The organism is Streptomyces sp. YJ-C3 (assembly GCF_053891275.1).
This window is the reverse complement of sequence record NZ_CM132685.1, coordinates 6,488,700-6,500,898: the sequence shown is the minus strand read 5'-3', so window position 1 is coordinate 6,500,898 and position 12,199 is coordinate 6,488,700. Positions and strand designations below refer to the sequence as shown.

At 71.4% G+C, this 12,199-nt stretch carries 11 protein-coding genes; 6 read left to right on the top strand and 5 right to left on the bottom strand.

Going from position 1 to position 12,199, the window contains the following annotated elements:
- Positions 1 to 11 precede the first annotated feature (11 nt).
- Together ACVHNB_RS29135 and ACVHNB_RS29130 are read left to right on the top strand one after the other, a co-directional pair.
- On the top strand, positions 12 to 218 hold the full coding sequence (locus ACVHNB_RS29135) for a hypothetical protein (RefSeq protein ID WP_428955564.1): 207 nt from the start codon (positions 12 to 14) through the stop codon (positions 216 to 218).
- Between the two features lie 97 nt (positions 219 to 315).
- Positions 316 to 834, top strand: coding sequence for a SixA phosphatase family protein (locus ACVHNB_RS29130; protein ID WP_428955565.1), 519 nt, complete (start codon positions 316 to 318; stop codon positions 832 to 834).
- 68 nt (positions 835 to 902) lie between these two features.
- On the opposite strand, the gene serB is transcribed toward ACVHNB_RS29130, so the two are convergent.
- Positions 903 to 2,156 (bottom strand): phosphoserine phosphatase SerB, encoded by a 1,254-nt coding sequence (gene serB / locus ACVHNB_RS29125; RefSeq protein WP_428955566.1) that lies wholly within the window; start codon positions 2,154 to 2,156, stop codon positions 903 to 905.
- 86 nt (positions 2,157 to 2,242) lie between these two features.
- Positions 2,243 to 3,994, bottom strand: a complete 1,752-nt coding sequence (locus ACVHNB_RS29120) for a streptophobe family protein (protein WP_456226251.1) — start codon at positions 3,992 to 3,994, stop codon at positions 2,243 to 2,245.
- Positions 3,995 to 4,263: 269 nt separating this feature from the next.
- Between ACVHNB_RS29120 and ACVHNB_RS29115 the strand changes: the two genes are divergently transcribed.
- Positions 4,264 to 6,819 carry an FHA domain-containing protein gene (locus ACVHNB_RS29115; protein WP_456226250.1) on the top strand — a complete coding sequence of 852 codons (2,556 nt, stop codon included), beginning with the start codon at positions 4,264 to 4,266 and terminating at the stop codon, positions 6,817 to 6,819.
- Between the two features lie 115 nt (positions 6,820 to 6,934).
- Here the strand turns inward: ACVHNB_RS29115 and ACVHNB_RS29110 are convergent, their stop codons facing one another.
- From ACVHNB_RS29110 to ACVHNB_RS29100, 3 genes are all read right to left on the bottom strand, one after another.
- Positions 6,935 to 7,672: a transglycosylase SLT domain-containing protein gene (locus tag ACVHNB_RS29110; RefSeq protein ID WP_456226249.1), complete on the bottom strand. Its 738-nt coding sequence runs from the start codon at positions 7,670 to 7,672 to the stop codon at positions 6,935 to 6,937.
- A gap of 318 nt (positions 7,673 to 7,990) precedes the next feature.
- The gene (locus ACVHNB_RS29105; protein WP_456226248.1) at positions 7,991 to 9,073 is read right to left on the bottom strand and encodes an S-adenosylmethionine:tRNA ribosyltransferase-isomerase; all 1,083 of its coding nucleotides are present in this window, start codon (positions 9,071 to 9,073) and stop codon (positions 7,991 to 7,993) included.
- Complete coding sequence (locus ACVHNB_RS29100) at positions 9,070 to 9,768, bottom strand: SDR family NAD(P)-dependent oxidoreductase (RefSeq protein WP_428955571.1); 699 nt, start codon at positions 9,766 to 9,768, stop codon at positions 9,070 to 9,072. The genes ACVHNB_RS29105 and ACVHNB_RS29100 overlap by 4 nt, the downstream gene beginning before the upstream one ends.
- Before the next feature lie 211 nt (positions 9,769 to 9,979).
- On the opposite strand from ACVHNB_RS29100, the gene ACVHNB_RS29095 reads away from it, so the two are divergent.
- The 3 genes from ACVHNB_RS29095 (at position 9,980) to chpE (ending at position 12,175) form a co-directional block, all read left to right on the top strand.
- Positions 9,980 to 11,125 carry a GAF domain-containing sensor histidine kinase gene (locus ACVHNB_RS29095; protein WP_428955572.1) on the top strand — a complete coding sequence of 382 codons (1,146 nt, stop codon included), beginning with the start codon at positions 9,980 to 9,982 and terminating at the stop codon, positions 11,123 to 11,125.
- Positions 11,118 to 11,759 (top strand): response regulator, encoded by a 642-nt coding sequence (locus ACVHNB_RS29090; protein ID WP_428955573.1) that lies wholly within the window; start codon positions 11,118 to 11,120, stop codon positions 11,757 to 11,759. The genes ACVHNB_RS29095 and ACVHNB_RS29090 overlap by 8 nt, the downstream gene beginning before the upstream one ends.
- Positions 11,760 to 11,929: 170 nt before the next feature.
- Complete coding sequence (chpE, locus tag ACVHNB_RS29085) at positions 11,930 to 12,175, top strand: chaplin ChpE (protein WP_428955574.1); 246 nt, start codon at positions 11,930 to 11,932, stop codon at positions 12,173 to 12,175.
- The last annotated feature ends 24 nt before the right edge of the window (positions 12,176 to 12,199 follow it).

Sequence of the window (12,199 nt, the reverse complement as noted above, 5' to 3'; positions counted from 1 at the left end):
CGGAGGAAGCCATGTCGGCCCCCACGCACCCCCGGACCCACCCGGCAGCCACGGGCGGCGTCGACATCCGGCTGCCCTGGTGGGCGATCGCGCTGCCGGCCGTCGCCTTCGTGGCGCTCCTGCTGCTGATCCTCAACCCGGTCGACGCCCAGGCCGCCACCGCCGACCCGACCATCGGCCACCTCCTGGAGCGCGCCAAGGAACTGGTGCTCCGCTAGCCCCTCTCCCGGCAGCTTTCGGCCCGCGTTCACCCGTGCCGGGCGAGCCCGTCAACTCCCAGCGCCCCATGGCAGATTTCGTGCGAAGCTGGGACCCATGAGCGTCGCAGAACCCCGCAGGATTGTCCTTTTCCGGCATGCCAAGGCGGACTGGCCTCAGGTGTCCGATCACGAGCGGCCGCTCGCCGAGCGAGGGCGCAAGGACGCCCCGATCGCCGGCCGCAAGCTGGCCGACTCCGGCATCGCCCTCGACCTGGCCCTCTGCTCGACCGCCGCGCGCACCCGCGAGACGTGGAAGCTGGCTGTCTCCGAACTGCCGGAGCGGCCCCGGACCGTCTACGAGGAGCGGATCTACGAGGCGTCCCCCGGCGAGCTGATCGCCGTGCTCAACGAGACGCCGGACGACGTCCGGGACGCCGTCCTGATCGGCCACAACCCCGGAGTGCACGGACTCGCCGAGGTCCTGGCCGGTGACGGCGAGGCGGACGCGCTCCGGCGGATGAACCGGGGCGGCTTCCCGACCGCCGCGTTCGCGGTCCTGTCCTTCACCGGTTCCTGGAAGTCCCTGGAGCCGGGCACCGCCACCCTGACCGACTACTGGTCGCCGAACGACTGACGAGCGGCCGGATCCGCACACAGCAAAGGCCCGGTACCGAAGGCCGGTGCCGGGCCCCGCTGTGTGGCTCAGACCTCCTGGGCGTCCGCCGCCTCGACCTCTTCGCGCGTGATGCCCAGCAGATACAGCACCGTGTCGAGGAACGGCACGTTCACCGCGGTGTGCGCGGCCTCGCGGACCACCGGCTTGGCGTTGAAGGCGACGCCCAGCCCGGCCGCGTTCAGCATGTCGAGGTCGTTCGCGCCGTCGCCGATCGCCACGGTCTGCGCGAGCGGGACCCCCGCCTCCCCGGCGAACCGCCGCAGGAGCCGCGCCTTGCCCGCACGGTCCACGATCTCGCCGGTGACCCTGCCGGTCAGCTTCCCGTCGACGATCTCCAGCGTGTTGGCCTGCGCGAAGTCGAGCCCGAGCCGCTCCTGCAGATCGTCCGTCACCTGCGTGAACCCGCCGGAGACGACGCCCACTTGGTAGCCGAGCCGCTTGAGCGTACGGATCAGGGTGCGGGCACCCGGCGTGAGCCGTACCTCGCTCCTGACCTTGTCCACGACCGACGCGTCGAGCCCCGCGAGCAGCGCCACGCGCGCGTGCAGCGACTGCTCGAAGTCCAGCTCGCCGCGCATCGCCGCCGCCGTCACCTCGGCGACCTTGTCCTCGCAGCCCGCGTGCGCCGCGAACAGCTCGATCACCTCGTCCTGGATGAGCGTCGAGTCGACGTCCATCACGACGAGCCGCTGTGCGCGCCGGTGCAGACCGGCCGCGACGACGGCCATGTCCACGCCCAGCTTCGCGGCCTCGGTGGCGAGCGCGGTGCGCAGCGTCTCCGTCCCGGTGCCGGACACCGCGAACTCGACCGCGGTGACGGGGTACTTGGCGAGCCGGAAGATGCGGTCGATGTTGCCGCCGGTCCCGGTGATGGTGGCGGCGATCGAGGCGGTCGACTCGGCGGTCAGCGGGTGCCCGAGCACGGTCACCAGGGAACGGCCCAGGCCGCGCGGCCGGTTGTCACCGATGCCCGAGATGATCTCGGCCTGCATCCTCATGGACTCCGCCCAGCTGTGGACGGTGGCCCGCAGGTCCCCCTCCAGACCGGCCGGCGGCTCGGTCACCAGGGCGCAGAGCACGATACGGCCGCGCGTGACGACCTGCTCGATGTCGACGACGTCGACGGAGTAGGCGGCGAGGGTGTCGAAGAGCCCGGCGGTGATACCGGGCCGGTCCTTGCCGAAGATCTTGACCAGAAGGGTCGGGACGTCGGCCGGCACGGACACGTGTCCGTCGACGTTCGGGGCATCAGCGGGGTGCTGGGGCTGCGGAGCGCTCATGATGCCCTTACGGTATCGGGCTCCTGCACGGGCACGCGGCCGCGGTCCGCGTACCGGACAGGGAGGCCGCCGTCGGGCCCCCCGCGTCAGCGCCCGCCCCGGTCGTCCCTCCGGCGTCGCCTCTCCTTGTCCCGCCCCGGAGCCGGCGGCGGTGGCGGTGGAGGCGGCGGCCCGCCCTCCTTGCCGCGAGGACGGGGCGGCTCGGGCCGCAGCGGTCCCGCGATCGTGGGGGCACCGGGCATGCCGTCGTGCGACGGGTCGCGGTACGGATCCCGGCCGTACGCAGCGCCGTCCTGAACATCCCGGTCGTACGCATCCTGGCCGTGCACGGTCTCCTCGTACTGCCTGGCGTCGTACGCCTTCAGGTACGGGTTCGTGTCCGCGTTGGAGGGACGGTACGGGCGGCTCGGGCGGTACGGGCCGGCCGGCGCGGAAGAAGGCGGCTCCGGCACGTACGCCCCGGCGGCCAGCGGGGACACCCGCCCACCGGCGGCCCCGGTCGCGCGGGCGAGGAGCGCACCGAGCGCCCCGGCCGCGGCGCCCCACGCCGCGCCCAGCAGCAGGGCCATGCCGAGGTGCCCGTGCAGTTCGATGCCCGCGCCGAACGCGTCGAAGCCCAGCACCGACAGGGACGCGTCCGCCGAGACGTCCGTCAGCCGGACCAGGAGCGGCAGCGCGAGCGCCGTCACGACGCCGAGCCGCAGCGCGCAGCGCCCCGCGAAACCCACCGCTCCCTGCCCCTGGACCGGCGGCGTCCGCACCGCCGTGAGCACCCCGGCGAACAGCATCATCAGGGCCGTCGCGACGGCCAACAGCCATACCCTGCCGTCGAGTTCGGCCAGCCGGGCCAGCGTCACGGGCTGGTCCGACGAGACCCTGAGCAGATCGTCCAGCGGATCGGGCAGCAGCTTCGCGAGCTCTCCCGTCGCCTGCCCGTCCCAGGGCACGAACAGGCCCAGGGGCACCGCCAGCCATGCCCCGTTGGGCGCGCCGAGCAGTGCCGCGCCCGCGATGCGCTTCGGGTGGTCGTCGCCGATCATGGCGTACGCCGCCGCGGCCAGGCCCGCGACGACCGTCACCAGCAGGACTGTCACCAGCGCCGACGCCGCGGGCCGCACCACCCGGTGCACCGGAGCGAGGGCGCGCGGCAGGGGAGCGCGCCGCGACGCGAGCAGCGCGATCAGCAGCACCCCGGTCACGAAGGCCGCGCCGCCGAGCAGCGTGGCGCCCGTCTGCACCGTGAACCCGACCGACGCCTTCGCGTTCACGAGGTCCCCGAGCCGGTCGGGGAGCAGCCCCCCGATGCCGCCGGGAAGCTTGTCCCCGATGTCGTCCGGCAGCCCGCCTGCGCCCGGAATGTCGTTCAGCCCCAGCTTCGAACCGTCAATCGTGATGATGTCGTGACCCGCCCAGACGAGCCCGCCCAGCATCGCCACGAAGAGCACCACCACGGCCCCCGCACGTGCCACCAGCTCGCCCGGAGAGATCTCAACTCCCGCCGCACGCAAGGACCGTAGGAAGAACCAGCTCATCAGCACCGCGCCCACCAGGCCCACGCCCAGCGGCGCGACATCGATGGCGGTGTGCGCCTGCGCGCCGTCCAGGCCGAAGGCGGACACGTCGCCGGACGGCGTCACGCGCCCGCCGACCCCGATCGCCACGACGGCGGCCGTCATCGGTCCGAGCGAACCCGCCGAATCCGCCTCCAGCAGATGCAGACCGAGCGCCGCGACACCCGCCATCCCGATGAATGCCCAGCTCACCGCGGCGATGGCCGAGAGCAGCACATCGCCGACGGGCACGCCGCCGCGCCGAGTCGTGTCGTGGCCGGTCTTCATCAGGCCCCCCTGATCCGTACCGCAACGCCCCGGATATCCCATTTGCTCATGATCCGTTGGGAGTTGTGGGCGCTTACTACTCTCCGGGGCTGTATCTGCCCCGTCAACGGCGCGGGCGGGGGCGCCGACCGGAAGTCTTCACAACCTCAGCCGCAAGGCCCGACTTTCGGTCACGGGGGCGTTCCTGAAATAGTTCCTCACGATGTTCGACATCCCTAGACTCCCCATGACGGGGGCAATACTCGGGGGACAACTCAGTGGGGCATGGAGTGCCTGAACTCGTACTGGAATTGAATGGCAGGACCTGGACGCTCGATCCGTCCCGGTCGTACACCCTCGGACGCGATCCGGGGGGAGACGTCGTGCTCGACGACGCCAGGGTGTCCTGGCGTCACGCCACGATCAGCTGGGGCGGCCGCAGTTGGGTCATCGAGGACCACGGCTCGACCAACGGCACGTTCGTCCAGGGCCAGCGGATCCATCAGATGGAGATCGGCCCCGGCTCGTCCGTGCACCTGGGCAACTCGACCGACGGCCCGCGCGTGAACGTGCAGGGCAGCGCCCAGGCCGCCGCCGTGGCGACGCCGCAGCAGGCGCAGCAGCAGGCCGCCGGCCTGGCGCAGCAGCCACCGCCGCAGCAGCAGCCGCAGAGCGGTGCGCCGAGCTGGCAGCAGCAGGCGCCGCAGCAGTCGCAGCAGTCGCAGATGCCTCAGCAGCAACAGGCGTGGCAGCAGCAGCACCAGCAGCCGCAGCCCCAGAAGGTGCCGAACCAGCAGGGACCCGGCGGCGTCGCGGGGGCTCCGCCGGTCTACGGGGACCGCAGCCCGACGACGTTCCACCAGTTCTCGCTCGGCCGCGTCATGCGCATCGGCCGTGCGCTGGAGAACGAGCTGGTCGTCTCCGACCTCCAGGTCTCGCGCCTGCACGCCGAGTTCCACGCGACGCCCGACGGCCGCTTCGAGATCCGTGACCTCGGCTCGCACAACGGCACGTACGTCAACGGCCAGCCGATCCCCAAGGGCGGCAGCGCCCTGCTCGGCCCGAACGACATCGTCGGCGTCGGCCACTCCACGTTCCGCCTCGTCGGCGACCGGCTCGAAGAGTTCGTCGACACCGGTGAGGTCTCCTTCTCCGCGCGCCACCTGACGGTCACCGTCGACGGCGGCAAGCAGATCCTCAAGGACGTCTCCTTCGGCGTCCCGGAGAAGTCGCTGATCGCCGTCATCGGCCCCTCGGGCTCCGGCAAGTCGACGCTCCTCAAGGCGCTCACGGGCTACCGCCCCGCCGACCAGGGTGACGTCCTCTACGACAACCGGAACCTGTACAAGCAGTTCGCCGAGCTGCGCCAGCGCATCGGTCTGGTCCCGCAGGACGACATCCTGCACAAGGAGCTGACCGTCAAGAAGGCCCTGAAGTACGCGGCCAAGCTCCGCTTCCCCGCGGACACCAGCGAGCAGGAGCGCCAGCAGCGCATCGACGAGGTGCTGCGCGAGCTCAAGCTGGACATCCACAAGGAGAAGAAGGTCACCTCCCTCTCCGGTGGCCAGCGCAAGCGCGTCTCCGTGGCCCTGGAGCTGCTGACCAAGCCGTCGCTCATCTTCCTGGACGAGCCCACCTCCGGCCTCGACCCGGGCATGGACCGCGACGTCATGCAGCTGCTGCGCGGCCTCGCCGACGACGGCCGCACGGTCCTCGTCGTCACCCACTCCGTGGCCGAGCTGGCGATCTGCGACAAGCTGCTCGTGATGGCGCCGGGCGGCTCCGTCGCGTACTTCGGCCCGCCGGAGGAAGCCCTCAACTTCTTCGGCTACGAGACCTGGGCCGACGTCTTCTCGGCGTTCGAGAACTACCGCGACTACGACTGGGCGGGCCGCTGGAAGGGCTCGCAGCACTACCAGATGTACGCGGCCGACATCGACGCCGTGGCCGCGCAGTCGGTGCAGATGCCGCCGCCCGCCGCGATCAAACCGCCCAAGCCGCAGCCCTGGGGCGCCCAGCTCATCACGCTGATCCGCCGCTATGTGTCGGTGATCGCGTCCGACAAGGGCTTCATGGGGCTGATGGTGATCCTGCCCGCGGTCCTGGGCGTCGTCTCCGTGGTCATCCCCGCCGACTTCGGCCTGGCACCGCCCAAACCGCCGTCCAAGTTCAACGGCGACGCGGGCACGATCATGCTGATCGTCGCCGTCGGCATGTGCTTCTCGGCCGCGGCCAACTCGGTCCGTGAGCTGATCAAGGAACGCGTCATCTACGAACGGGAACGGGCGACCGGCCTGTCCCGCTCCGCGTACCTGATGTCCAAGGTCATCGTCCTCGGCGTGATCACGGCCGTCCAGGGCGTCATCATCTGCGCCATCGCCTTCGCGCCGCGCGACCTTCCCGAGGAAGGTCTTCTGATGCCGCCGGCGATCGAGCTGTGCGTCTCGATCATCGCGCTGGGCTTCACATCGATGATGTTCGGCCTCGTGATCTCCTCGTTGGTGAAGACCTCCGAGAAGACGATGCCGCTGCTGGTCATGTTCGCGATCGTCCAGGTCGTCTTCACCGGCGTCCTCTTCCAGATCTACGGCTCGATCGGCCTGGAGCAGTTCGCCTGGCTGATGCCGTCCCGCTGGGCGATCGGCGCGGCCGGCGCCACGCTGGACCTGGCGCACCTGATGCCGCCGTGGGACCCGAAGAAGCCGAACGACCTCGACCCGCTCTGGGAGCACTCGGTCAGCCAGTGGGGCATCAACCTCACGGTCCTGGTCGCGCTCGGCGTGATCTGCGGCTTCGCGGTCGCCCGCCTGCTGCGCCGCCACGAGCCCGAGGTCATGCGCAAGTAGTCCTGTCACGGACGAGGGACACGAACGACGGAGAAGGGCGGCACCCGCGGGGGTGCCGCCCTTCTCCGTCGTGGGGGTCAGCGTGCTCCGGACTCAGAGGTCCCGTCAATGAGTCTCAGTACGCGCTGTTCACGTTGTCGATCGAGCCGTACTTGTCGGCCGCGTAGTTCGCGGCGGCCGTGATGTTGGCGACCGGGTCGTAGATGTTCGTCGACGTGCCCTCGACGTGGTACGCGTTGAACGTCGGCTGGATGACCTGCAGCAGGCCGATCGACGGCGTGCCGTTCTGGGCGTTGACGTCCCAGCCGTTCATGGCGTTCGGGTTGCCCGTGGACTCACGCATGATGTTGCTGTAGAGCCCGTTGTAGGTGCCCGGGATGCCCTTGGACTTCATGATGTCCAGGGACTGCTTGATCCAGCCGTCCAGGTTGTTCGCGTAGACCGGCTTGCGGGCGGCGGCGCGGGAGGCGGCCTCCTTGGCCTCGCGCTCCTTCTTCGCCTTGGCGTCCGCCTGGGCCTGCGCCTCGGCCTTGGCCTTGGCCTGCGCGTCCGCCTTCTTCTTCGCCTCGGCCGCCTGCTGGGCCTTCAGCTTCGCGGCGACGGCCTTGGCCTTCTCCGACGCGCTGGCCTGCTGGTCGGTGACGCTCGCCTGCACGTCCTTGATCTGCTGCGCACCCGCGTTCGTGGTGAACGCGACCGGAGCGGCGGAGACCTGCTCGGCCTGCGCCTGCGTGTCGTGACCCGGCACCAGCGTCACCGCGAGGGCGGCGGCACCGAGGGCGGCGACACCGGCCATCGAGAACTTGTGGGTGCGGGTCAGCTGACTATGGCCGGGGATGCTGTGCTTGGACATGGAGACGGGGACCTCTCGAAGCGGGAAGTCGCTCGCCGACCGATTCGGACGGGCCGTGTTTGGGACACGAACGCCGCGGGTAGAACCCGTCGGCGCCGAGCAACGGGGGCCATTCTTAGCGGCAGCAAAATTCCGTGGCAAAGGTGTGACGTACGAAGTCGGGTAGTGGATCGGGCGCACGGAAAAGGGGGCCAGGAGTCGGCTCTCGACTCCCAGCCCCCGCACAGCCTCGGGACTTAAGTCCCTTATCTCTCCACTAGGGACCTTCGTACGTGACCTGCGCCCTATGCGCGGCGTCACATCGGGTCACTGCTGATCTCACCTGTAGTTGCCACTGCAACGCGCAGCGTGAGGCCCCTCCTCCGGAAGGATGAGGTGCACGTCCCCGAACTCGTGCCACAGGTAGAGCCCCCGCAGCGCCTCCTCGTACGTGCGGCTCACGGCGGCCCGCCCCGCGATCGCCTCCAGCATCAGAAGATGGGAGGCCGCCGGCTCGTGCAGCCCGGTCAGCAGGCCGTCCACCACCCGCACTCCGCGCTCCGGCGTCACGACGAGTTCGGTCCGGCCGCGCGCCGCCCGCACCACCCCGTCGTCGCCGGCCGCCGACTCGACGGCCCGCACGGCCGTCGTCCCGACGGCGACGACCCGGCCCCCGCCCGCCCGCGCCGCATTGATGAGCCGGGCCGACGGCTCCGGCACCTCGTACCACTCCGCGTACGGCGGCTCGTGCGCCTCGGCGGACGCCACCCCGGTGTGCAGCGTGATCGGCGCGAACTGCACACCCCGGCTCACCAGCCCCGCCACCATCGCCTCCGTGAACGGCCGCGCCGCACTCGGCATCTCGGCGCTGCCCGCCCCGTCCGCGTACGGCAGCGCGAACACGGTCTGGTAGGCGGACAGCGGCTGGTCCCGCTCCGTGTACGCGTAACGGATCGGCCGCCCGTGCCGCCGCAGCAGCGCCGGCACGTCCCCGGTCGCCCGCACCCACCACAGCCGCTCGCTCCCGGCCTCGACCGGCTCCTCGTGCACGAGGAGCACGCAGCCGGGCAGCGACACCACTGAACCCGCGGGCCCGCCCGGGCGCGGGCGCGTGGTACCCCGGCCGTCCGGATCCCGCATCTCGACGGCCCAGCGCCCGTCGTCGCCCCGCGTCGAGACATGCACGACCACGCGCGCGTCCCCGGTCGTCCCGTCGACCGCGGCAGCCAGCGTGGGAGAGGTGTTCACCACGAGCAGGTCCCCGGCCCGCAGCACATCCGGCAGCTCGGCGAACCGACGGTGCGCGACCTCCGTGCCGTGCGACACCAGCAGACGCACGGACGATCTGTCCCGGCCCGGGCCCCGCTGCTCGGCCGGCACCCGGGCCGACAGCTCCTGCGGGACCCGCAGCGCGAGCGTCATCGCGCCTCCAGCAGAGAAGGAGCCGCGTAACGCCCGGACGCGGGCCGCCGCTCCAGCAGGCGCAGGAAGGCGGGGACCACGTCCTCGGGGCGCGGCACCCCGCTCAGGTCCTCGTCCGGCTCGGCCGCCGCCAGCATGTCCGTCCGCATCCCGCCCGGATCCACCGCCCACACCCGCAGCCCCGGCTCCTCGACCGCGAGCACCGCCGACAGCTGGTCGAGCGCCGCCTTCGTCGCCCCGTAGCCGCCCCAGGTGCGGTACGCCTCCGACGCAGCGTCCGAACTCATGTTGATCACCGCCCCGGCCGGCGCCGCGCGCAGCAGCGGAAGCGCCTCTTGGAGCAGGCCCAGCGGCGCCACCACATTGATCTCCAGCGCCGCCCGGAAGTCGTTCAGCGCCTGCTGCTCCAGCGGAACCAGGGGAGCGGCGCCCAGCACCCCCGCGTTGTTCACCAGCAGATCGAGCCCGCCGAGCTCCCAGGCGGCCGAGATCAGCTCGACCCGGTGCCCGCCCTCGGCCACATCCCCCGGAAGCGCCGTCACCGCCCCGCCGTGCTTGCGCAGCGCGGCCGCGACGTCCTCCAGCGGCTCCGCGGCCCGCGCATCCAGTACGAGATCCCAGCCCCGCTCGGCCAGCGCCGTGGCCAGCGCCCGCCCGAACCCCCGCGACGCCCCCGTGATGATCGCTACTGCCATGGCAACCGTCCCCTTGATCAGCCGTTCCCGCGTACTGCCCTCAACGTAGGAACGCGAGGGCCCCGAGCACCTCGTGCGCGGGCCGCAACCCCCTCGGGCCCTTCGGCGTACGCCCACGGCCCCAGGGCCTTCCGGCCTAGGCCCACGGCCCTAGGCGGCAGCCGCCACAGGTCGGATACGCCCTGTCACACCCCGCCGGTACCGTGAGGCCATGAGTCACGGTCCACGGACAGGCCTGGCCGCGGTGAGCGCCGCGCTGCTGGCCATGAGCAGGCATCTCGAGGTGCGCGACGTCCTCAAGACGATCGTCGCCTCGGCCCGCGAGCTGCTCGACGCCGAGTACGCGGCGCTCGGGGTGCCCGACGACCACGGCGGCTTCGCCCAGTTCGTCGTCGACGGCGTCACCGAGGAGCAGTGGAAGGCCATCGGCCCGCTCCCGCGCCAGCACGGCATCCTCGCCGCGATGCTGCGCGAGGCCCGGACGGAGCGCCTCACCGACGTCCGCAAGGATCCCCGCTTCGAGGGCTGGCCGTCGGCCCACCCGGACATGTCCGACTTCCTGGGCCTGCCCATCAAGGACGGCGACGAAGTCATCGGCGCGCTCTTCCTCGCCAACAAGCGGTGCCCCGGGCCGGCCGGAGGCTGCGGCTTCACGGAGGACGACGAGGAACTGCTCGGGATCCTCGCCCAGCACGCGGCGATCGCCCTGACGAACGCGCGGCTGTACGAGCGCAGCCGCGAGCTCACCATCGCCGAGGAGCGCTCCCGGCTCGCCCACGAACTGCACGACGCCGTCAGCCAGAAGCTGTTCTCGCTGCGTCTGACCGCCCAGGCCGCCGCCAAGCTCATGGACCGCGACCCCGCCCGCGCCAAGGGCGAGCTGCAGCACGTCGTGGAGCTCGCCGCGGAGGCCGCGGACGAACTGCGCGCCGCCGTCGTGGAGCTGCGCCCCGCCGCCCTCGACGAGGACGGCCTCGTCGCCACGCTCCGCACCCAGATCCAGGTCCTGGACCGCGCCCACTCCGCCCACGTCACCTTCGCCACCGGCGGCCTCAGAGCCCTGCCCGCCGCACAGGAGGAGGCGATGCTGCGCGTCGCCCAGGAAGCACTGCACAACGCGCTGCGCCACTCCGGCGCGGAGCACGTCCAGGTGACGGTCGACAAGCGGGGTGCGGGCGCCGCGCTCCGCGTCACCGACGACGGCACCGGCTTCGACCCGAAGGCGATCCGCCGTGCCGGGCGCCATCTGGGCCTGGTCTCCATGCGCGACCGGGCCGGCGGCGTCGGCGGCCGGCTCACAGTGGAATCGGAGCCCGGCAAGGGCACCACGATCGACATGGAGGTCCCCGGTGGCTGACGCAATCAAGGTGCTTCTGGTCGACGACCACCAAGTGGTCCGCCGGGGTCTGCGCACGTTCCTGGAGGTCCAGGACGACATCGAAGTCGTCGGCGAGGCGGCGGACGGCGCCGAAGGAGTCGCCCGCGCCGAGGAACTGCAGCCCGATGTCGTCCTCATGGACGTCAAGATGCCGGGCATGGACGGCGTCGACGCGCTGCGCAGACTCCGTGAACTGGACAACCCCGCACGGGTGTTGATCGTGACCAGCTTCACCGAGCAGCGCACGGTGGTCCCGGCCCTGCGCGCCGGAGCCGCCGGATACGTCTACAAGGACGTGGACCCCGACGCGCTGGCCGGCGCCATCCGCTCCGTCCACGCGGGCCACATCCTGCTCCAGCCCGAGGTGGCCGGCGCCCTGCTCTCCCAGGAAGAGGCCAACAGCGGCCAGGGCAGGGGCGGTTCGCTCACCGAGCGGGAGCGCGAGGTCCTCGGTCTGATCGCGGACGGCCGGTCGAACCGGGAGATCGCCCGTGCTCTCGTCCTCTCCGAGAAGACGGTGAAGACCCATGTGTCGAACATCCTGATGAAGCTCGACCTGGCGGACCGCACCCAGGCCGCCCTGTGGGCCGTACGGCACGGCGCCGCGGGCTGACCCGAGTGCTCCGGCGCACTACTGCACGACAACACGGAAGGTTCCACTCCGTTCGTAGATTCATACTGTCGTGTATTCGTCCCCCGTCCGGCGTATCCCGCCGGACGGGGCCGCGTTCTCCAGTGCGTGCTGCGGCGGCTGGCCGTGGCGATCGCTAGGAGGATCACGAAGTGAAGAACCTGAAGAAGGCCGCGGCTGTCACCCTCGTCGCCGGCGGGCTCATCGCCGCCGGTTCCGGTCTCGCCTCTGCCACTGACGGTGCGCACGCGGACGGCAAGGCCGTGCACTCGCCCGGCGTCGGCTCGGGCAACCTGGTCCAGGCCCCGATCCACATCCCCGTGAACGCGGTGGGCAACAGCGTGAACGTGATCGGCGTGCTGAACCCGGCCTTCGGCAACGCCGGCTTCAACGGCTGACACAAGCTCAGGGTCCCCAGGACC

What these genes read in the sequence shown, in the direction of transcription:
- ACVHNB_RS29135 (WP_428955564.1), top strand. Translation starts at nt 12, where the DNA reads ATGTCGGCCCCCACGCACCCCCGGACCCACCCGGCAGCCACGGGCGGC.
- ACVHNB_RS29130 (WP_428955565.1), top strand. Translation starts at nt 316, where the DNA reads ATGAGCGTCGCAGAACCCCGCAGGATTGTCCTTTTCCGGCATGCCAAG.
- serB (WP_428955566.1), bottom strand. Translation starts at nt 2,156, where the DNA reads ATGAGCGCTCCGCAGCCCCAGCACCCCGCTGATGCCCCGAACGTCGAC.
- ACVHNB_RS29120 (WP_456226251.1), bottom strand. Translation starts at nt 3,994, where the DNA reads ATGAAGACCGGCCACGACACGACTCGGCGCGGCGGCGTGCCCGTCGGC.
- ACVHNB_RS29110 (WP_456226249.1), bottom strand. Translation starts at nt 7,672, where the DNA reads ATGTCCAAGCACAGCATCCCCGGCCATAGTCAGCTGACCCGCACCCAC.
- ACVHNB_RS29105 (WP_456226248.1), bottom strand. Translation starts at nt 9,073, where the DNA reads ATGACGCTCGCGCTGCGGGTCCCGCAGGAGCTGTCGGCCCGGGTGCCG.
- ACVHNB_RS29100 (WP_428955571.1), bottom strand. Translation starts at nt 9,768, where the DNA reads ATGGCAGTAGCGATCATCACGGGGGCGTCGCGGGGGTTCGGGCGGGCG.
- ACVHNB_RS29095 (WP_428955572.1), top strand. Translation starts at nt 9,980, where the DNA reads ATGAGTCACGGTCCACGGACAGGCCTGGCCGCGGTGAGCGCCGCGCTG.